19 protein-coding genes and 3 tRNA genes are annotated in these 19,936 nt (G+C 72.7%); 4 read left to right on the top strand and 18 right to left on the bottom strand.

Going from position 1 to position 19,936, the window contains the following annotated elements:
• Positions 1–6: 6 nt before the first annotated feature.
• The 4 genes from ACFY1S_RS04090 to leuC all read right to left on the bottom strand — a co-directional run bounded on the left by ACFY1S_RS04090 (position 7) and on the right by leuC (position 4,908).
• Entirely contained in the window at positions 7–1,899 is a 1,893-nt protein-coding gene (locus ACFY1S_RS04090) for an endonuclease/exonuclease/phosphatase family protein (protein ID WP_387112691.1), read from the bottom strand.
• 140 nt (positions 1,900–2,039) lie between these two features.
• Entirely contained in the window at positions 2,040–2,690 is a 651-nt protein-coding gene (locus ACFY1S_RS04085; RefSeq protein ID WP_387112689.1) for an HU family DNA-binding protein, read from the bottom strand.
• 172 nt (positions 2,691–2,862) lie between these two features.
• Positions 2,863–3,450, bottom strand: coding sequence for a 3-isopropylmalate dehydratase small subunit (gene leuD, locus ACFY1S_RS04080; protein WP_364366976.1), 588 nt, complete (start codon positions 3,448–3,450; stop codon positions 2,863–2,865).
• 12 nt (positions 3,451–3,462) lie between these two features.
• Complete coding sequence (leuC, locus tag ACFY1S_RS04075; protein ID WP_387112687.1) at positions 3,463–4,908, bottom strand: 3-isopropylmalate dehydratase large subunit; 1,446 nt, start codon at positions 4,906–4,908, stop codon at positions 3,463–3,465.
• A 49-nt stretch (positions 4,909–4,957) separates the two neighbouring features.
• On the opposite strand from leuC, the gene ACFY1S_RS04070 reads away from it, so the two are divergent.
• Positions 4,958–5,644 carry an IclR family transcriptional regulator gene (locus tag ACFY1S_RS04070; RefSeq protein ID WP_110562481.1) on the top strand — a complete coding sequence of 229 codons (687 nt, stop codon included), beginning with the start codon at positions 4,958–4,960 and terminating at the stop codon, positions 5,642–5,644.
• A gap of 177 nt (positions 5,645–5,821) precedes the next feature.
• On the opposite strand, the gene ACFY1S_RS04065 is transcribed toward ACFY1S_RS04070, so the two are convergent.
• The 4 genes from ACFY1S_RS04065 to ACFY1S_RS04050 form a co-directional block, all read right to left on the bottom strand.
• A tRNA-Glu gene (locus tag ACFY1S_RS04065) sits at positions 5,822–5,894 on the bottom strand.
• Positions 5,895–6,046: 152 nt separating this feature from the next.
• Positions 6,047–6,119, bottom strand: a tRNA-Glu gene (locus tag ACFY1S_RS04060).
• A 135-nt stretch (positions 6,120–6,254) separates the two neighbouring features.
• A tRNA-Gln gene (locus ACFY1S_RS04055) sits at positions 6,255–6,326 on the bottom strand.
• Positions 6,327–6,434: 108 nt separating this feature from the next.
• On the bottom strand, positions 6,435–7,238 hold the full coding sequence (locus tag ACFY1S_RS04050; RefSeq protein ID WP_139585571.1) for a fumarylacetoacetate hydrolase family protein: 804 nt from the start codon (positions 7,236–7,238) through the stop codon (positions 6,435–6,437).
• Positions 7,239–7,412: 174 nt separating this feature from the next.
• Here ACFY1S_RS04050 and ACFY1S_RS04045 point away from each other — a divergent pair, with 174 nt between their 5' ends.
• Positions 7,413–8,762: a hypothetical protein gene (locus ACFY1S_RS04045; RefSeq protein ID WP_387112684.1), complete on the top strand. Its 1,350-nt coding sequence runs from the start codon at positions 7,413–7,415 to the stop codon at positions 8,760–8,762.
• Positions 8,763–8,796: 34 nt separating this feature from the next.
• The gene (locus ACFY1S_RS04040) at positions 8,797–9,663 is read left to right on the top strand and encodes a 3-methyladenine DNA glycosylase (protein WP_387112682.1); all 867 of its coding nucleotides are present in this window, start codon (positions 8,797–8,799) and stop codon (positions 9,661–9,663) included.
• A 15-nt stretch (positions 9,664–9,678) separates the two neighbouring features.
• On the opposite strand, the gene ACFY1S_RS04035 is transcribed toward ACFY1S_RS04040, so the two are convergent.
• The 9 genes from ACFY1S_RS04035 to ACFY1S_RS03995 all read right to left on the bottom strand — a co-directional run bounded on the left by ACFY1S_RS04035 (position 9,679) and on the right by ACFY1S_RS03995 (position 16,971).
• Positions 9,679–10,275: a TetR family transcriptional regulator gene (locus ACFY1S_RS04035; RefSeq protein WP_387112680.1), complete on the bottom strand. Its 597-nt coding sequence runs from the start codon at positions 10,273–10,275 to the stop codon at positions 9,679–9,681.
• A 73-nt stretch (positions 10,276–10,348) separates the two neighbouring features.
• Positions 10,349–11,347: an aldo/keto reductase gene (locus ACFY1S_RS04030; RefSeq protein ID WP_387112678.1), complete on the bottom strand. Its 999-nt coding sequence runs from the start codon at positions 11,345–11,347 to the stop codon at positions 10,349–10,351.
• Between the two features lie 112 nt (positions 11,348–11,459).
• Complete coding sequence (gene arfB, locus ACFY1S_RS04025) at positions 11,460–11,885, bottom strand: alternative ribosome rescue aminoacyl-tRNA hydrolase ArfB (RefSeq protein ID WP_364366994.1); 426 nt, start codon at positions 11,883–11,885, stop codon at positions 11,460–11,462.
• Between the two features lie 34 nt (positions 11,886–11,919).
• The gene (locus ACFY1S_RS04020) at positions 11,920–12,216 is read right to left on the bottom strand and encodes a hypothetical protein (protein WP_387112676.1); all 297 of its coding nucleotides are present in this window, start codon (positions 12,214–12,216) and stop codon (positions 11,920–11,922) included.
• Positions 12,217–12,315: 99 nt separating this feature from the next.
• Complete coding sequence (locus ACFY1S_RS04015) at positions 12,316–13,176, bottom strand: S1C family serine protease (RefSeq protein ID WP_387112674.1); 861 nt, start codon at positions 13,174–13,176, stop codon at positions 12,316–12,318.
• 38 nt (positions 13,177–13,214) lie between these two features.
• On the bottom strand, positions 13,215–14,174 hold the full coding sequence (locus ACFY1S_RS04010) for a VWA domain-containing protein (protein WP_387112672.1): 960 nt from the start codon (positions 14,172–14,174) through the stop codon (positions 13,215–13,217).
• Entirely contained in the window at positions 14,171–15,169 is a 999-nt protein-coding gene (locus ACFY1S_RS04005) for a DUF58 domain-containing protein (protein ID WP_387112670.1), read from the bottom strand. Before ACFY1S_RS04005 ends, ACFY1S_RS04010 begins: the two co-directional genes overlap by 4 nt.
• On the bottom strand, positions 15,166–16,215 hold the full coding sequence (locus tag ACFY1S_RS04000; protein ID WP_364367006.1) for a MoxR family ATPase: 1,050 nt from the start codon (positions 16,213–16,215) through the stop codon (positions 15,166–15,168). The genes ACFY1S_RS04005 and ACFY1S_RS04000 overlap by 4 nt, the downstream gene beginning before the upstream one ends.
• A gap of 252 nt (positions 16,216–16,467) precedes the next feature.
• Positions 16,468–16,971: a hypothetical protein gene (locus tag ACFY1S_RS03995; protein ID WP_364367008.1), complete on the bottom strand. Its 504-nt coding sequence runs from the start codon at positions 16,969–16,971 to the stop codon at positions 16,468–16,470.
• 307 nt (positions 16,972–17,278) lie between these two features.
• Between ACFY1S_RS03995 and ACFY1S_RS03990 the strand changes: the two genes are divergently transcribed.
• Positions 17,279–18,271, top strand: a complete 993-nt coding sequence (locus ACFY1S_RS03990; RefSeq protein WP_387114278.1) for an endonuclease/exonuclease/phosphatase family protein — start codon at positions 17,279–17,281, stop codon at positions 18,269–18,271.
• 37 nt (positions 18,272–18,308) lie between these two features.
• Here ACFY1S_RS03990 and cimA read toward each other — a convergent pair whose 3' ends face one another.
• A complete protein-coding gene (cimA, locus tag ACFY1S_RS03985; protein ID WP_387112667.1) occupies positions 18,309–19,892 on the bottom strand; it encodes a citramalate synthase in 1,584 nt (527 codons plus the stop codon).
• Positions 19,893–19,936: the final 44 nt, after the last annotated feature.

Here is a 19,936-nt window from a genome sequence, read left to right as displayed (position 1 = left end):
CGCCGGTCAGCGGGCCGGTAGGTCGAGGGTCACCGCGACCGGCAGGTGGTCGCTGGCCGTGCCGCGCGGCGCGACAGGTGCGGAGGCGGTCAGGCCGGGCGAGACGAAGACGTGGTCGATCTGTTGCCGCGGGTCGTCGGCGGGGCTGGTGGCAAGCGGTCGGGCACCGCTCAACGCGTCCACCAGGCCGGCGGCCGTGAACTGCCCGAACGCCTCGTCGCCCGGCTCGGTGTTCAGGTCACCCGCCACCACCAGGGGACGGCCGGCCGCGTACCCGGTGGCGAAGTCGGCCACCGCGCGGGCCTGGACCACAGGCCCTTCATCCGGCGGCGGCTGCAGGTGGGTGCTGACCACGGCGGTACGCACACCGTCGCCGAGGTCCAGGGTGACGGCGAGGGCCTGCGCCCCGGTGGGTGCGCCGACGGCCGGCAGTGGCAGGGTCCGCGGGTCGGTCACCGGCCACCTGCTGAGCACCGCGTCACCCCAGACGGGGTCGGCGGCCGGTCCGAAGACGTACGGCATGCCGAGCCGGTCGGACAGCAGGTCCAGGGTGTCGTGGCCGCCGTTGAGCAGCCACGCCCGGTCCACCTCGCTGAGCAGTACGACGTCGGGCCGCTGCCGCTCGATGGCGCCGGCGAGGCCGGCCAGGTCGAACCGGCCGTCCAGCCCGAAGCCCATCCGGATGTTGTACGCCACAACTGTCAGCCGCTGCGGCGGGCCGTCCCGGTTGCTGGCCACCGGCAGTTCGTCGGCGAGCACGGGGGCCAGCAGGGCGACCGCGGTGACCACCGTCGTGGTCCGCAGCGCCGGGAACGGCCCCGCGACCCGGGGCGTGCTGGGGTGGGCGGCGAACGCCACCACGGCGACCAGTCCGGCGACCACCACAGGCACCGCCGCGTTGGGGTAGCCGAGGTCGTAGGCGGAGTAGTAGCCGACCGCCCCGAGGACGAAGACGAGCATCCCGGCGGCGGCCGCGTACCCCCGGCGGGCCGCCGACCGCGCGTCGTCGGCGTCGGCGCTGGTGTCGTCCCGACCGGCGTCGTCGGTCAGGGCCAGGCAGGCGCCGAGACCGCCGGCCGCGAGACCGACCGCCACGAGCAGCAGGTCGCCCCGGTCGAGGGCGAAGAGCACCGCGCCGGCCAGCAACGCCACCGGGCCGAGCAGCCGACCCCACCGGCGGGATGGCGCGGTCAGCGCCGCGAGGAGGAACACGGCGACCGCGACCGGCACCGGGGCCATCCCGAACAACGGAGAACGGGCCACCCCGTCCCCACCGGCCAGGTACGACATCCCGGTCTGGGTGAGCGCCGGCGCGAGAGCCACCATTCCGGCCAGCAGCAGCGCCGGCCCGGCCAACAGCCAGGCCCGCGCCCCTCGGGGGCCCGCCGGCGGGGTGGGCCGCGTCGTGCCGAGCAGGAACAGCGTCACCGCCACGGCGCTGAGCAGCCACGCCACCCAGTCGCCGCGCCAGACGAGGTCGTAGGTGTCGAGCAGCGCGTGGACGGCCGCGTTGACGGCCAGGCCCAGCGCCAGACCCGGCACCGGCCGGTCCGTGCCGGCGGCGACGCCTACCAGCCACACCAGCCCGGCGAGCAGGCCGACGGTGGCCACCCAGAGCTGCGTACGCCCGCCGGGGGTCGCGGTGAGCGCGAGGCGGGCGCCGGCAAGCGCGACGGCTGCGGCGACGGTGACCGGGCGGGAGCCCAGGCGGCGGACGACGGCCGGCACGGCCAGCGCCAGGACGAACCAGCCGAGGGCGAAGGCGCCCATCAGTTCGGCAGGGGTGGACGCGGCCTGGCCGAAGATGGTGATGATGCCGGGCAGCCACACCCGCAGCACGTCGATGAGCAGGAGAACGCCGAGCGCGAGCGACGCGGTGGCGAATTGGCGGTAGCGCACCGGCGCCCCACTTCCCGTCGGCAGGCCGGCGGAGGGGGCCGGCACGGCGATTCTGCGCGCACCCGCCGGTCCGGTCAACGGCGGACCGTACGCCGAAAGGGCGCCCACCACACGGGTGGACGCCCTCGCGGCAGGGTCGGTCAGCGCTTGCTGGCCGCCTTCTTGGCCGGAGCCTTCTTCGCGGGCGCCTTCTTGGCCGCCGTGCTCTTGCTGGCCGACGCGGTGGTCTTCTTCGCCGCGCCGGACTTGGTGGCCGCGGTGGTCTTCTTCGCCGCCGTGGTCTTCTTGCTGGCGGCCGTCTTGGTCGCCGTGGTGGTCTTGCTCGCCTTCGCCGGGGCGGTCTTCTTGCTGGCGGCCGTCTTGGTCGCCGTCGCGGTCTTGCTCGCCTTGGCCGGGGCGGTCTTCTTGCTGGCCGCCTTGGCGGCGGTGGCCTTGGTGCCCGTCGCCTTGGCGCCGGCGGTCTTCGCCGTCGTCGCGGCGGCGGTCTTCTTCACCGCTGCCGTGGCCTTCGGCACCTTGCCGCTGGCCACCATCTCCTTGAACCCGGCGCCGGGGCGGAAGGTCGGCACGGAGGTCTTCTTGACCTTCACCGCCTCGCCGGTACGCGGGTTGCGCGCTGTTCGCGCGCCACGCACACGCTTTTCGAATGCTCCGAATCCGGTGATCGCCACCTTCTCGCCCTTGGTGACCGCCGCCTGGACCTCGGTGAGGACCGCGTCGAGCGCGGCCGTCGCCATCTTCCGGTCCCCCAGGCGAACGGCGAGCGCCTCGATGAGCTCGGCCTTGTTCACGACTTCCTCCCGATTGTGCAACTGACTCGACGCGAGCCATTCTGCGCGCACGGTATGCCCTGTGCTGCCGGGACACAAACATTCGGTGGAAAAAAGCCCTTGTGTCGTAACGGATTCACCCCCACCGGTTGGACCGGTGGGGGCGAAATCGGCTGTGCGGGAGGACGTACGGCTATGCCACAGAGGGCAGGAACGGCAGTCGACGCGCCTCGTACGAGTCGATGTCGGCCGCGTTGCGGAGGGTGAGTCCAATGTCGTCCAGACCCTCCAGCAGGCGCCAGCGGCTGAAGTCGTCAAGCGGGAACGACCAGTTCGCGTCAGCCGCGCGGAGCTGGCGGGCGGTCAGGTCGACGGTCACCTGGGTGGTCGGGTCGGCCTCGACAAGGTCCCACAATTCTTCGACGGCTTTCAATTCCAACTCGACCGGCAACAGCCCCTCCTTGAGGGCGTTGCCCCGGAAGATGTCGCCGAAGCGGGGGGCCACGACCGCGCGGAAGCCCCAGTCCCGCAGCGCCCAGACGGCGTGCTCCCGAGAAGATCCGGTGCCGAACTCCGGCCCGGCGATGAGGATCGACGCCCCGGAATAGGATTCATCGTTGAGCACGAATGCGGGATCTTCCCGCCACGCGCTGAACAGCCCGTCAGCGAAACCGGTCCGCGTCACCCGCTTGAGGTACACGGCCGGGATGATCTGGTCGGTGTCCACGTTGGATCGCCGCAGCGGCACTGCCGTACCGGTGTGGGTGGTGAACTTGTCCATCTCAAGTCCCTTCTACAGGTCGGCGGGGGCGGCCAGCCGACCGACCACTGCGGTGGCGGCGGCGACCGGCGGGGAGACCAGGTGCGTACGCCCGCCCCGGCCCTGCCGGCCCTCGAAGTTGCGGTTGGAGGTGGACGCGGAGCGCTCGCCGGGCTTGAGCGTGTCGGGGTTCATGCCCAGGCACATCGAGCAGCCGGCGAACCGCCACTCGGCCCCGGCGTCGGCGAAGACCTTGTCCAGCCCCTCGGCCTCGGCGGCCTCACGGACTGCGGCCGAGCCGGGCACCACGAGCATCCGGACCCCGTCGGCGACCCGGTGGCCGCGCAGCACGTCGGCGGCGGCCCGCAGGTCCTCCAGGCGGCCGTTGGTGCAGGAGCCCACGAAGACCACGTCGATCGGCAACTCCCGCAGCGGGGTGCCGGGGCGCAGGTCCATGTACTCCAGGGCCCGGCGGGCCGCGGTGCGCTCCGAGTCGGTGGTGAACTCCTCCGGGTCGGGCACCGGCGCGCTCAGCGGCGAGCCCTGCCCGGGGTTGGTGCCCCAGGTGACGAACGGCGTGACCCGGCTCGCGTCCAGGGTCACCTCGGCGTCGAAGCGCGCGCCCTCGTCGGTGGGCAGCGTCCGCCACCAGGCCAGCGCCGCGTCCCAGTCCGCGCCCTGCGGCGCGTTCGGCCGACCCTTGAGGTACGCGAAGGTGGTCTCGTCCGGCGCGATCATGCCGGCCTTGGCGCCCCACTCGATGGACATGTTGGCGATCGTCATCCGCCCCTCCATGGAGAGGGCCCGGATCGCCTCGCCGCGGTACTCGACGATGTGCCCACGACCGCCACCGGTGCCGACCTGCGCGATCAGCGCGAGCACCAGATCCTTGGCGGTGACGCCGGGAGCGAGGTGGCCTGTGACGTTGACGGCCATCGTCTTCGGCCGGCTCTGCGGCAGCGTCTGGGTGGCCAGCACGTGCTCCACCTCGCTGGTGCCGATGCCAAAGGCGAGCGCGCCGAACGCGCCGTGGGTGGCGGTGTGCGAGTCGCCGCAGACGATCGTCATGCCCGGCTGGGTGAGCCCGAGCTGCGGGCCGATGACGTGCACGATGCCCTGGTTGTCGTCGCCGAGGGGGTGCAGTCGCACGCCGAACTCGGCGCAGTTGCGGCGCAGCGTCTCGATCTGCGTCCGCGACGTGGGGTCCGCGATGGTGAGCAGGTCACCACGGCGGGACCGGAACGCCGGATCGGCGTACCCGGTCGGGGTGTTGTGGTCCTCGGTCGCGAGCGTCAGGTCGGTACGGCGCACCCGGCGCCCGGCGAGCCGGAGCCCGTCGAACGCCTGCGGGCTGGTCACCTCGTGCAGCAGGTGCAGGTCGATGAAGAGCAGGTCCGGCTCACCAGCGGCGGACCGTACGACGTGCGCGTCCCAGACCTTCTCGGCCAGGGTCCTCGGCTCAGGAGTGACTCCCACCATCTGGACATCCTAAATTCTGGGAGGTAAGTTTCGGCTTGTGGGACACAGTATGAGCGGTGTCGGCGTTCTCGACAAGGCGGTGGTCATCCTGGCCGCCTGCGTCGACGGCGCCAGCCTTGCCGAACTCGTTGACCGTACGAAGCTGCCCCGGGCCACCGCGCACCGGCTGGCGCAGGCACTGGAGATCCACCGGATGCTGGTCCGGGACACCCAGGGCCGCTGGCGCCCCGGCCCCCGGCTCGGCGAGTTGGCCAACGCCGCCCCGGACGTCCTGCTGACCGCCGCCGAGCCGCTGCTGGCCGCGCTGCGCGACGCCACCGGGGAGAGCGCCCAGCTGTATCTGCGCCGCGCGGACGAGCGGATCTGCGTGGCCGCCGCGGAGCGGGCCAGTGGCCTGCGGGACACCGTCCCGGTCGGCTCGGTGCTGCCGATGACCGCCGGCTCGGCGGCCCAGATCCTGCTCGCCTGGGAGCCCCCGGAGGCGGTCATGCCTCTGCTGCCGCGCAGCAAGTTCACCGGCCGCACCCTGGCCGAGGTGCGCCGCCGCGGCTGGGCCCAGAGCGTCGCGGAACGGGAGGCCGGTGTGGCGAGCGTCTCCGCCCCGATCCGCGACCGCACCGGGAGGGTGATCGCTTCGGTGAGCATCTCCGGCCCCATCGAGCGCCTCGGCCGTCGCCCCGGCGAACGCCACGCCATGGCGGTGGTCCGAGCCGGCCAACGCCTCTCCGGCCTCTGACGGCACGCCGACGCCAGCCTCCGCCCGGCGCCCGGGCGCCGGTGATCATGAGGTTGCCGTGGACCCGCCCCGGCGTGTCACATCGCTAACCTCATGATCGCCGCCTAGAGGTGGGTGGTGGTGGGGCAGGAACGGGAAAAGGGCTCGTCTCGCTTCGCGAGACGAGCCCTTTTGCTGTAGCCCCGACCGGATTCGAACCGGCGCTACCGCCTTGAGAGGGCGGCGTCCTGGGCCGCTAGACGACGGGGCCAGAACTTCTTCCGTTCACCGCCCTCGCGGGCGGTGCGGCAGTAGTCTAGCGGGACCACCGCCGGGGGCGAGCACGGGGTGGGGGCCGCCCGGCTGACCTGCGGCGGACACGAAACAGCCCGCCTCACCAGGTGAGACGGGCTGTGCACGATGTAGCCCCGACCGGATTCGAACCGGCGCTACCGCCTTGAGAGGGCGGCGTCCTGGGCCGCTAGACGACGGGGCCAGAACCACTTCTCGCTCCCCCACCCTCGCGGGCGGAGGAGCTGCACTCTACCAGAGGCCACGCTCCGCCCCCTCGGGGGCGGAGCGGAACTCCGTCAGAATCCAGCGTCCGGAATTCTCGCGAATTCCGACTGCGCTGGGGTACCAGGACTCGAACCTAGACTAACTGAACCAGAATCAGTCGGGCTGCCAATTACCCCATACCCCATTGGCCCCTTGCGGCGCCGGGAGTGAACTTTACCCCCCCAGTGCCGGCAGGCCAAATCCGATCCCCCCGAACCGCCCGTGAGCTGCGGAAACAGGGGCAACTAGCGGATCAGGCGACAGGGACCACCGGGTTGCTGAGCTCGCCGATGCCCTCGATCCGCACGGTGACGGTATCCCCCTCAACGAGAGGGCTAACCCCCGCCGGCGTGCCGGTGAGCACCACGTCGCCGGGCAGCAGCGTCATCACGTGCGAGATGTACGACACCAGCCCCGGTACGTCGAAGACCATGTCCTTCGTCCGGCCGAGCTGGCGTACCTCCATCTCGTCCGGATTGCGGCCCACCTCACACCGGATCTCCAGGTCGGAGACGTCCAGGCCGGTGGTGATCCACGGGCCGATCGGGCAGAACGAGTCGAAGCCCTTGGCCCGGGTCCACTGCCCGTCCGAGCGCTGGAGGTCCCGGGCGGTCACGTCGTTGGCGCAGGTGTAGCCGAAGATGGCGCGTTCGGCAGCGGCCCGGTCGGCCCGGCGAGCGCCAGGAGCACCGATCACCACAGCCAACTCGGCCTCGTGCTCGACCTGCTTGGAGAAGATCGGCAGCCTGATGGCGTCCCGGGGGCCGATCACCGAGGTGGACGGCTTGAGGAAGAGCAACGGCTCCTTGGGCACGTCGTTGCCGAGTTCGGCGGCGTGGTCGGCGTAGTTGCGACCCACGCAGACCACCTTGCTGGGCAGGATCGGCGAGAGCAGTCGGACGTCGGAGAGGGCCCACCGGGCCCCGCTGAAGGAGAGTTTGCCGAACGGGTGGCCCTCGATCTCGGCGATGGTCAGGCCCTGCGGCCCGGCCTCCGGCTCGCCTTCGACGGCCCCGAACGACATTCCCTTGGCATGAGCGAAACGAGCGATACGCACCCGGCCAATCTAGCCCCGCGGACCCGTCCACCGGCCAGTACGGGCCGGTCGGTGTGCGCAAGCTGTCAGCGCGCGGCACCCTACCCGAGGCGCTGGTGGCGGGGGCGGACTTCCGCACTTCGTACCCGCACGGAGGCGACAGGCCCCTAGCGTCGGCTCCGGAGGTTCGTTCGTATGCCTGCATCGACACGACACCACAGAGCCCTCGCAGTGTTCGTGCACTGCCTCGGCATCCTCGCCGCCGTTCCGGCCCTGCCGGCGGCGGCACCGGAGGAGGCGGCAGCCGCGCCCCGGCCACCGACGACGGTGGCCGCACGGGCGAGCGCGGAGCCCACCCCGCCCTCGGCGCCGCCGGCGGTGGCCCCACCGTCGCCGACACCGGCGGCGAGGCTTCCGCAGCCGGTCACCGTGGCGGTGGCCCCGGAGAGCAGTCCGGCGCCGCGCTACCGGATCCAGGTCCGCAACGTGGGCAACGCGCCCATCGAGACCACGGTCCGTCAGGGGCTGCCGCCCGGCGCGTCGGCCACCGCGATCACCGCGGGCGGTCGATCCACAGGTGTGGGGGGTTCCACGACCGAGGTGACCTGGCGTTTGCGGCTGCCCGCGCACAGCACCACGACCCTGGGCACCGCGCTTACCGCCACCGCGCCCGGTCAGGCGCTCACCGCACCGGCGTGCGCGTTCACCAGCGACGGCAGCCGCCCGTACGACTGCGCCACCGCCACCTGGCAGGGCGCGGCGACGCCGGCCGAGGTCACCGAGGCCCCGGCCTGGCGGCGGTACCCGGTGCTGCTCGCCGGGCTGGCCGTCCTGCTGCTGCTCGTCGCCGGCGGGGTCTGGCTGTGGCGTCGGCGGCGCGGGCGGCGCAGGGTGACCGCCGCCGCGCTGGCCAGCGGCGCCGGACCCGACGGCGGACGCGGAACGATCTACCCGCGCCCGGCCGCCCCGAGCGCGCCGAGGCGGCGGCGTACCCCTCCGGTGTGGTTGATTGTCGGTGCGGCGGTGGCCGTGCTGGCAGGTGTGGTCGGCACGGCGGGCTGGACGGCGACCCGACGGGTGGCGGCGATCGACACCCAGAAGCAGCCGACAAGCGGCGCGTGGCGGGGCACGGGCGTCTCCGGGCCGATGGGCGTGCCGCTGCGGGAGTCGGCGTTCGAGTTCACCGTGTACCGGATGACCTGCGGATCGCCCGGCACCGCCGGGTCGACCGACGGCGGCGGCGCGGCTCCGGCCTCCGGGCGGCGCTGCCAGGCCACGGTGGGGGTGCGCAACCTCACCGGCGACCAGCAGCCCTGGCACGGCCAGCTGCAACGGGCGTACCTGCCGGGCGGGCGCTGGGTCAGCACCGACGAGTCGGCCACCCGGTCGGCGAATCTGGGTCGGGACGTCTTCGCCGCTCCGGTGGCCGCCGGCAGCAGGGTGGTGCTGCCGCTGGTCTTCACCGTTGACGGGCGGGAGCCGCCCCGGCAGCTGGAGCTGCGCAGCGGAGTGTTCTCCGCTGGCGTCCGGGTGGACATGCCCTGACCGGCGGGCGGGCGGCGGTCGTACCCTGGGGTCCGTGACCGCCGCCCTCGCCCCCGCCGTGCTCGACGTGGCGGCCTGGCAGGCCCGCCGCCAGGCCCACGAGGAGCGGGTCGACGTGTGGCTCACCCCGCACCTGGCCCGGCGCCGGCGGGGTGAGCGGCATCCGGTGGCCGACTTCCTGTTCACCTACTACTCGCACCGCCCGGCCCAGCTGCGTCGCTGGCACCCCGGCGCGGGGGTCGAGCTGCGGGGCGCCGACCCGGCCGGGTTCGGCAAGGGCTACCGCGCCACCGCCGCCGGGGTCACCCTCGACACCGACTGGGTACGCGCGCGGCGCGGCGAGTCGATCGCCTGGATCCGCTCGCTCCTGACCGCCACCGCCGGGCGGGCGCCGCACTTCGGCTGCTTCGGAATGCACGAGTGGGCGATGGTCTACCGGCAGACCCACGAGGAGCTGCGGCACAACGCGTGGCCGTTGCGGCTGACCCCGGAGCGGACGGCCGCCGTTGTCGAGGAGCGGGGTGTGCGGTGCAGCCACTTCGACGCGTACCGCTTCTTCACCCCGCCGGCCCGGCCGTTGAACGTCCTCACCCCGACCCGGGAGACGCAGCACGCGCACGAGCAGCCGGGCTGTCTGCACGCCAACATGGATCTGTACAAGTGGGCGTACAAGATGTCGCCGCTGGTGCCGTCCGAGCTGGTCGCGGACTGCTTCGAGCTGGCCCGCGACATCCGTACGCTGGACATGCGGGCCAGCCCGTACGACCTGGCGGCGCTCGGTTGTCCACCGGTGCCTGTGGAGACCCCTGAGGGTCGCGCGGAGTACGCGGTGGCGCAGCGCGGGTTCGCCGAGCGGGCGGCGGTGCTGCGCGACCGGCTGCTCGCCGCCGTACCGGCCTGACCGGGAGGGCGTCGCTCAGCCGGTCGGGCGGGCACGCAGCCCGTTGAGGAGCAGCGCGACAACGGCCTCCAGGTCGTCGTCGAGGCCCGGTTCGCTCCACTCGGCCCGGTGGGACGGGTGGTGGAAACGGGCTGTGGCCTGGAGCAGCGCCCGCCCGGCCACTGCCGCGTCGGGCACGCTGAAGTCGCCGGCCGCCACCCCGTCCGCGACGATGACGGCGAGCTGACCGGCGAGCACCTCCAGGTGGTTCGCGACGGCGCCCTCGGAGAGCGTGGCGAGCTGGTGGAAGTTGTCGAACAGCTCCGGATCCTCCCGGGCCATGCGGCGTTTGGTGCCGCTCAGCTCGGCCAGCCACCGGCGCAGCCGCTGCGGGGCCGGTTCCGGGCTGGTGGCCACCTCGATCAGCGGGGTGGAGACACGGGCCAGCCAGCGTTCGGCGACCGCCTCACGCAGCGCCGCCTTACTGGCGAAGTGCCGGTAGACACTGCCGTGGCTGACGCTCAGCGCACGGGCCACGTCCAGGACGGTGGCCTTGGCCGGCCCGTACCGGCGCAGCACCTCCTCGGCGGTGTCGAGGATGCGGTCGGCGGTCAGGGCGGTGGCGTCGCTCATCGGTCCAGCCTCCCTGACGGCGTGGCCGGCCGTGGCGCGGCCCCCAACCGGCGGTCGCGCCACGGCCGGGCGGTCATGCGCGCTCGCTGTCCAGGAACGCCATCTGCGCCTCGTCGTACCTGCTGCCGGCCGCCGCGCCGGCGGGGACGGCGGCTTCGATGGCGGCCAGGTCCGCGTCGGTGAGGGTGACCGTCGCGGCGCCAAGCGCCTCGGTGAGCCGCTCCCGGCGGCGGGCGCCGATCAGCGGCACGATGTTCTCGCCCCGGGTGAGCACCCAGGCGATGGCGATCTGCGCCACTGAGACGCCGCGCGCCTCGGCGATGACGCGCAGCGCGTCGACCAGGGCGAGGTTGCGGTCCAGGTTCGCGCCGGCGAACCTGGGCAGGTGGCTGCGGAAGTCGGTGCCTGTGGTCTGCCGGCCGGCCGTCCAGTGACCGCTGATCAGCCCGCGGGACAGCACTCCGTACGCGGTGACCCCGACGCCCAGCTCGCGGGCGGTCGGCAGGATCTCGGCCTCCGGGTCGCGGGAGATCAGCGAGTACTCGATCTGGAGGTCGCTGATCGGGTGCACGGCGTGGGCCCGGCGCAGCGTCTGCGCGCTCACCTCGGACAGGCCGATGTGCCGGACGTGGCCGGCCTTGACCAGCTCGGCCAGGGTGCCCACCACCTCCTCGACGGGGACGTCCGGGGAGAGCCGGGCGGGACGGTAGATGTCGACGTGGTCGGTGCCGAGCCGGCGCAGGGTGTACGCCAGGAAGTTCTTGATCGCGACGGGTCGGAGGTCGCTGCCGTTCCAGCCGCCGTCGACGTCGCGCAGAGCGCCGAACTTCACGCTGATCACGGCGTTGTCCCGGTTGCGGCCACGAAGCGCGTCGCGCAGCAGCATCTCGTTGTGGCCCATGCCGTAGAAGTCGCCGGTGTCCAGCAGGGTGATGCCGGCGTCCAGGGCGGCGTGGATGGTGGCGATGCTCTCGGCCTCGTCGGCGGCGCCGTAGAGGTCGGACATGCCCATCAGGCCGAGCCCGAGGGCGGAGACGGTGGGGCCTGTCGTGCCGAGGGTGCGGGTGTCCATGGGTCGTTCCTCTCGCCTGGGTGACGTACTCAGCGTACAACCTCCTGATGACAGATTCCAGATTCTGTCACTCATGGGACGCCTGTCACCCCGTCGCAGAAGACGATTCGACCTACTCGCCGTCGACGCGGCGGTCGCGTTTGCGCTGGGACTGCCGCTTCTTCTCGGCCAGCCGGCGCTCCTTGGCGCCCCGGGACGGGCGGGTCGCCCGGCGGGGCGGCGGCGGGGGCGCGGCGGCCTCCCGCAGCAGCGCCACCATCCGGTCGCGGGCCGCCTCCCGGTTGGCGAGCTGCGCCCGGTGCTCGCTTGCCGCGATCGTCAGCACGCCGTCGACCAGCCGGTTGGCGAGGCGGTCCAGCACGCGGGACCGGATCCAGTCGGGCACGGACGGGGAGTTGGCCACGTCGTAGCTGAGCTCCACCCGGGAGTCGGCGGTGTTCACACCCTGCCCACCCGGCCCGGACGAACGGGAGAAGCGCTCCCGCAGCTCCCCGGCGGGGACGACCCACCGATCGGTCACCCGCAGCCCATCGTCCACGTCCCGAGGCTAACCCCCGACGCGCCGCCAAAGGTCAGCGGTGCGCGGGTTCACTCTCCGTCGACGACGGGCTGGGCGCCGGGCCGGCTGTCTCGTCGTCGGAGCCGACGGCGGCGTACGCCACGGCACCGAAGAGCAGCAGCCCGATCACCGCCGCCTTCACGGCGACGCCACGGATCAGCAACCAGGCGCCACGGCGAGCCGTGGGCACCGTCTTCTTGACCGTCTGGTAATCGGCCCACCCGCGTCGCGCCCGGGCGTACGCCGACCCCACCGCACATCCGATTGCCAGGCCCACCAGCAGGAGGACCGCAAGAAGGGGACTCTCCACCTCCGCCAGTATCCATACCGAGCGTGATATTTCCATGGCCCGATCCCTTCGGGCCGGATATCCGACAGTCGCGCCCGCCCCACCGGGCGTCCGAGCAGCTCAGCCGCCCTTCCCGATGATCGTGTCGGCGGTCTGCTGCACCTGCTCGATCGGAATGGCGAAACCGATGCCGATCGAGCCGTTGCCGTCGATGGTGGCGATCGCGGTGTTCACCCCGACCACCTCCCCCCGGGCGTTCACCAACGGGCCGCCGGAGTTGCCGGGGTTGATTGACGCGTCGGTCTGCACGGCGCTGTGCCGGTTGTTGCCCAGCCGCACCTCGCGGTCCAACGCGCTGACGATGCCGGCGGTGACCGTTCCGGACAGGCCGAGCGGCGAACCCACCGCCAGCACCGGCTCACCGACGCGGGTCGCGCCCGGCTTGGCCAGCGGCAACGGTGTGAGCCCGGCCGACGGCGGCACCTTCAGCACCGCCAGGTCACTACGCGGCTCCCGGCCGACGACCTCGGCGGCGAACCGGCGACCGTCGGGCAGCTCCACCGTCACCGGCCCGCCACCCCCCTTGGCCAGGATGTGGTCGTTGGTGATCAGGTGCTGCTGGTCGTCCACGGCGAATCCGGAACCCGTCGCGGAGGCGCCGTTCCCACCACCGGCGAGCACCGACACCACCCCGGGCACCGTCCGCTCAGCGGCGGTCACCAGCTCCGCCGGCACCGGGGCCGCGGACGCGGCGGCCGAACCCGCACCGCCGTCCCGGCCGGCGACCACGCCGCCGGCCACCGCACCCGAGACGGTGGACAGCGCCACCACCGCCAGGACGGCGAGGAGGCGGCGCGGTCGCCGCCCGCCCGGGTCCCGACCGTTCCCCGGCGCGTCCCACCACCCGCGCCCGTCCCTGTCGAGTTCCGGCGAGATGAACCAGGGACCGCGCGGTTCGCCCAGTCCGGTAGGCACTGCCATGCGTACTCCTCACGGTCGACGTCGGTTGTGCGCGGCGGTCAGGGCAGGCGGGAGAACCAGCGCATCGAGCCGGCGGCGGCTCCCATCGCGAAGACCAGTCCGAGGCCGATGAACCGCGCCGAGACGTCCTGCCGCTCGGTGCGGTAGCCGACCGAGCTGCCGATGTCCTCGTAGACGGCCCGCAGCTCGTCGGAGGTGCTGGCCTCGTGGAACATCCCGCCGGTCTCGTCGGCGACGGCCCGCAGGGTCTGCCCGTCGACGGGCACCTGGATGGGCCGGCCGCCCCGGTCCACGAACCCGGACGGGGTGCCGAAGGAGATCGCGTGCACCGGCACCTTCGCCGCCACCGCGTCCGCGGCCGCCTCCATCGGGTCCATCCCTGACGTGTTGGCCCCGTCCGAGAGCAGGATGATCCGGGCCGGGGGCGGTTCCTTCGCCGCCTGGCTGTCCAGCCCCTTGACCGCGCCGAGCGAGGTGTTGATGGCCTCGCCGATCGCGGTGCCCTGCACTCCGGTGACCCCCTCGGCCAGCCGGTCGATCCCCTCGTCCAGGGCTCCCCGGTCGGTGCCCGGAGGCACCAGGACGGCGGCGCTGCCGGCGAACGCGACGAGGCCAACGTTGAACTCGTCGGGCAGCCCCTCGACGAAGCGGCGGGCAGCCTGCTTGGCCGCCGCCAGCCGGTCCGGATCCACGTCGGTGGCGAGCATGGACGTGGACACGTCGACGGCCACCATCACCGTGGCCCGTTCCCGGGGCACCCGGACCTCGGCTGTGGGTCGCGCGAAACCGACGACGAGCAGCGCCAGCATGGCAAGGAACAGGCCCGCCGGTACGTGCCGGCGCCAGGCCGGTCGTTGCGGCGCCACCCGGTCCAGCAGCCGCAGGTTGGTGAAGCGGACCGCGTACCGGCTGCGCCGCCGCTGCATGACCAGGTACGCGACGACCAGGGCGAGAACGCCGAGCAGCAGCCAGAGCCGCAGCGGCGACTGCCAGATCACGCGGCGCCTCCCCGGTTCCCGGCGGGCGCCGCGGCCAGCCGACGTTGGGCGTGCACGTGCCGGACGATGTCCGCGCTCCAGTCCCTGTCGGTCCGCAGCGCCAGGTGGCTGGCCCCGCTGCGGCGCAGCGCCTGGCGTACCTGGTCACGCTGGGCCTCGGCCGCTGCCGCGTACCGCTCGCGCAGCCCACGGTCCGATGTGCACACCTCGCGGTGGCGGCCGGTCTCCGGGTCGACGAGCGTGATGATGCCGACGTCGGGCAGCTCCAGCTCGCGCGGGTCGGTCACCTCGATCGCCAGCACCTGGTGCCGGGCGGTGAGCCGGCGCAGGGTCCGTTCCCAGGGCGGCTGCTCGGCGGGATCGTCGGGCAGACCGTCGAGAAAGTCCGAGACCACCACGACCAGGCCCCGCCGGTTGGCGACCCGGTGCAGCGCGTCGAGCCCGTCCACCAGCTCCGGCGGCGCCGACGCCGACCGGTCGGTGGGCGCGGTGGCACGCGGGGCGGCGAGCAGCGAGCGCAGCAGACCGAGCAGATGGGTACGCCCGCTGCGGGCCGGGAACCGGCGTACCCCGTCGGCGCCCAGCACCTGCGCGCCGAGGCGGTTGCCGACACCTGCGGTCAGGAAACCGATCGCGGCGACCGCCGCCACGGCCAGCTCGCGCTTGTCCAGCTCGGCGGTGCCGAACTCCATGCTGGCGCTGGCGTCGACAAGCAGCCAGGTGGTCAGCTCCCGATCGGCGTCGACCTGCCGTACGTGCGGCACCGTGGTCCGGGCGGTCACCGCCCAGTCCATCCGGCGGACCTCGTCCTCGCCCGGCCGGTACTCCCGGCTGCCGGCGGGTTCGCTGCCCGGGCCGGGCAGCAGGCCACGGTACTGGCCGTGCAGGAGACCGTTCAGCCGGCGGGTGACAGTCATTTCCAGGCGGCGCAGCCGCTGGTCAGGTGCCAGCTCCACCAACCCCGGGTCGGCCGACGCGACAGCCGCGCGTCTCATGCCGCCGCCAGGTCGGGGGCCTGCTGCGGGTGGCCGTGGGCGAGCCGGGGCGGTGGGACGGCTTCGACGAGTCGCCGGACCACACTCTCGGCCGACACCCCGTCGGCCACCGCGTCGAAGGAGAGCACCAGCCGGTGGGCGAGCACGTCCACGGCCAGCTCACGGATGTCCTCGGGCAGGACGTACTCCCGTCCCCGCAGCAGCGCCTGCGCCCGGGCGGCCGCGACCAGGCCGAGGGTGGCCCGGGGGCTGGCGCCGTACGCAAGCATCGGCGCGATCTCCGCCAGGCCGAAGCGCCCCGGGTCACGGGTGGCGAGGATGAGCCGGACCACGTACTCGGCCAGGGCGTGGTGGACGAACACCCGTTCCGCCTGGGCCTGGAGGTCACGCAGCCGCTGCGCGTCGAGCACCCGGCGCGGGGTCGGCCGATCGGTGCTCATTCGGTAGAGGATCGCCAGCTCGTCGGCGTCGCTGGGATAGTCGACGACCACCTTCATCAGGAACCTGTCGCGCTGCGCCTCGGGGAGCTGGTAGACCCCCTCGGACTCGATCGGGTTCTGGGTGGCCAGCACCAGGAACGGGGCCGGGACCGGCCAGCTGCGCCCGCCGATGGAGACCTGCCGCTCGGCCATGGCCTCCAGCAGCGCCGACTGGACCTTTGCCGGGGCGCGGTTGATCTCGTCGGCGAGCACCAGGTTCGCCATGATCGGGCCCAGCTCGATGTCGAAGGTCTCCTTGGAGGCCCGGTAGATCCGGGTACCGACGATGTCGGAGGGGACCAGGTCCGGCGTGAACTGGATCCGCGAGAAGGTGCCGCCGACCACTGTGGCGAGAGTCTGCGCGGCAAGCGTCTTGGCCACGCCGGGAACCCCCTCCAGGAGGCAGTGCCCGTTGGCGACAAGTGCGGTGAGCAGTCGTTCGACGAGCCGATCCTGCCCGACGATCACGCGTTTGACCTCGAAGAGGGTCTGTTCCAGCTCGACGCCGGTCGGCTCTGGATCGACCGGGCTGGGCATGCTGGCCAGGGTGTCCGAGATGTCCGTCACGGTGCTTGCTTCCCGTGGCGGGGGGCCGGCAAACGTCGGATTGTGAGCGCCGGACGGGCCCGTTGCGGCCCGGACGGGGATGAGCCGCCCGGACGGGGTACGAGGGGCACGAGTCGGTCAGCGGGGGCACACGGGTCGCAAGTGGGCTCGGCCGGCACGAGCAACCGGCGATATGCCCAGGGACCCGGTTTCCGCGATCATCAGAAGCGAGCCGGCCCCCGCGTGCGGGACGCGGGGGCCGGATCAGTTCGGTCAGGCGGTGTGGACGACCAGGTGGAACCCGAGGTCGGTAGGTGTTCCGGCCGAGTTGCGGGTCTGCACGAAGACCGCGTTCGGCGTGCTGAGCCGGGGCGCGACCGAGATCTCGCCAGCCGGCGGGATGCAGCACGCGTCAGCGCGGCCGACGGTGGCCACGTAGACGCTGTTCGAGACGGTGAAACCGAACTGGACCTCGTACTGGCCGACGCCGTACTTGATCACGGTGCCGGTGCCCCGCGCCCTCGTGCCGTTGGAGTTGACGACGATCGTGGTGGTGGTGGCGACGAGTGTCGTGTTGGCCTTCAGCGCGGCCTTCGCCATGCGTGCCGACTCCGCCGTCACCGGCGGCTGGGCGTTCGTGCCGCGCGCCGCCGGCTGGACGGCCTCCTGCGGTGCCTTGGCCGACGCCTGCGCGGCGGCGATCCCACCCCCGGCCAGGGTCAGCGCCAGAACGGCGAACGTGACCGCCGCCGCCTTACGTCGAAAGAATGTGCTCATGACAGGTCCCCCTTGTGTGAACGTGCGAATTCGGCCGACCCGCGGGGCGGGACGGATGATTGCCTGAAAATAGAGTAACGACCATTACCGGATTGGATTCTTCTGCGATTTGCATCCCGCCTGAGCTGGAGTTACTACTCAGAGTTGCGTCGTTTAGGCCAGATGGAACGTAGCACCGTAAAAAGCTGACCGTCAATAGTTGATCTCACTTTGACGCACTGTCGGTCAGCCGTCAGTCAATTGTGAAATGTGAGCGCAGAAACATTCACAAAATGCACCCGGGGGTCCCGCTACGCTGACCGCCATGATCGTGGACACCCCGGCGGCGCCGATGCGACGCCGCTCCCGGCGGGGCTGCACCGTTCTCAGCTGGTTGGCGGTCGGCCCGGTGGCCGCCTGGGCCACTGTCCGGCTCGCCGGCCTCGACCGGGGGCCGCTGGTGCAGGTTCTCGCCTTCACCCCGTACGCCGCGGGATGGAGCGTGCTGGCCCTCGCCGCCGCCTTCGCCCTGCGGCGCTGGTGGCCGGCGGCGGTCGCGGCAGTGGCAGCCGTGACGCTGCTCGGCCTGGTTGTGCCCCGGGCGCTGCCCGCCCCGCAGCCGGCGGCGGCCGGGCCGACCCTGCGGCTGCTCACCGCGAACCTGCTCGCCGGCGCCGCCGACGCCCGGACCCTCGTCGACCTGGTCCGCACCCGGCAGGTCGACGTGCTCACCGTGCAGGAGTTCACCCCGGACGCGCAGGCCGCCCTGGACCGGCTCGGCCTCGACCGCCTGCTGCCCTACCGGAACCTCAACGCCCAGGCGGGCACCCCCGGCTCGGGGCTCTACGCCCGCTGGCCGATCAGCGACGCCGGCATCCGCACCAACCGGCGCGGCTGGGGCTTCACCCAGGCGTACGGCACCCTGACCGTCCCCGGCGCACCCCCGGTACGCGTCGAGTCGGCCCACCCCTCCGCGCCGTACGCGCTGGACCAGGTGGGTGCCTGGCGAGCCGACCTGACCGCCCAGCCACCGGCCACCGGGGACGGTGAGTTGCGGATCCTCGCCGGGGACTTCAACGCCACCCTCGACCACAGCCCACTGCGTGCCCTGCTACGCACCGGCTACGTGGACGCCGCCGACGCCACAGGCGCGGGGCTCACCGGCACCTGGGGCCCGTACGACGGTGACCTCATCCCCCCGGTCACCATCGACCACGTCCTGGTCGACAGCCGCATCGCCGTGGGCTCGGTGCGGGTGCACAACCTCCCCGGCAGCGACCACCGTCCCGTCCTGGCCACCCTCACGCTCCCCGCCCGCTGACCGCCCCGCCCGCCCGGTGGGCGGGCGGGGAGAGGGGTCAGACGCGGCTCGGGGACAGTCCGTAGGTAAGGGCGTCCACCAGGGCGTGCCAGCTCGCCTCCACCACGTTGGGGTGGACCCCCACCGTGGTCCAGTCCCGGCCGTCGCTGTCGGCGGTCTCCAGAAGGACCCGGGTGACCGCGCCGGTGCCGTGGCTGCCCTCGAGGATGCGCACCTTGTAGTCGGCCAGCTCGAAGTCGCGCAACTGCGGGTAGTGCCGGGCCAGCCCCACCCGCAGCGCCTCGTCGAGGGCGTTGACCGGGCCGTTGCCCTCGGCGGTGGCGATCACCCGCTCCCCGCGTACCCGGATCTTCACGGTGGCCTCGGAGACCACCGCGCCGTCCTCCCGGTGCTCGACGAGCACCCGGTACGACTCCAGGGCGAACGGTCGGGCCGGCCCGCCCTCGGGAAGCTCGGAGCGGACGAGCAGCTCGAACGACGCGTCGGCCGCCTCGAACGACCAACCGCCGGCCTCCAGCTCCTTGACCCGCCTGGTGACCGCGGTCAGTGCCTCCGGACGGCCGGCCAGGTCAAGGCCGAGTTCCCGACTCTTGAGCTCGACGCTGGCCCGGCCGGCCATCTCGGTCACCAGGATCCGCATGTCGTTGCCCACCACCGACGGGTCAACGTGGTTGTAGAGCAACGGGTCGACCTTGATCGCGCTGGCGTGCAGCCCCGCCTTGTGGGCGAAGGCGGCGGCCCCGGCGTACGCCTGGTGGGTGTCGGGGGCGATGTTGGCGATCTCGGCGATGGCGTGCGAGACCCGCACCATCTGCGCCAGGCAGCCGTCGGGTAGGACGGGCATGCCCAGCTTGAGTTGGAGGTTGGCGACGACGGCGAAGATGTCCGCGTTGCCGGGGCGTTCGCCGTACCCGTTGGCGGTGCCCTGGACGTGGCGCACGCCTGCCTCGACGGCGGCGATGGTGTTGGCCACCGCGCAGGAGGTGTCGTTCTGCGCGTGCATACCGAGCAGACCGGCGTCGATACCGAGCTTGTCGGTGAGGTCGACGATCGCGGCGGTCACCTGGGAGGGCAGCATGCCGCCGTTGGTGTCGCAGAGCACCATGCGTTCCGCGCCGGCGGCGAGCGCGGTCTGCACCACCGCGGCGCCGTACGCCGGGTCGTGCCGGTAGCCGTCGAAGAAGTGCTCACCGTCGACGAAGACCCGACGTCCCTCGGCCACGAGGTGGCTGACGGTGTCGTGGATCATCGCCAGGTTCTCCGCGCCGGTGGTACGTAGAGCGCGCTCGACGTGCCGGATGTCGGCCTTGGCGACCAGGGCGATCGCCGGGGTCTGCGCGTCCAGCAGGCCGCGCACCTGGGGGTCGTCGGCGACGGCGACGCCGGCCTTGCGGGTGGCGCCGAAGGCCACGAGGACGGCGTGCCGCAGGCTCAGTTCGGTGCGCGCCCGGCGGAAGAACTCGGTGTCCTTGGGCACCGCTCCCGGCCAGCCGCCCTCGATGAAGCCGACGCCGAACTCGTCGAGCAGGCGGGCCACCGCCAGCTTGTCGACCACCGAGTAGGTGAGCCCCTCACGCTGGGCGCCGTCGCGCAACGTCGTGTCGTAGACCTGGAACGTCATCAGGATCCTTTCTCGGAGCAACAAAAAGACCTCCCGCGGGTGCG

Origin of the sequence: Micromonospora sp. NPDC000663 (assembly GCF_042898105.1) — a bacterium.
In the GTDB taxonomy this organism is placed as follows: Bacteria; Actinomycetota; Actinomycetes; order Mycobacteriales; family Micromonosporaceae; genus Micromonospora.
The sequence above is the reverse complement of the archived record's forward strand: the minus strand, read 5'-3'. Positions and strand labels throughout refer to the sequence as shown.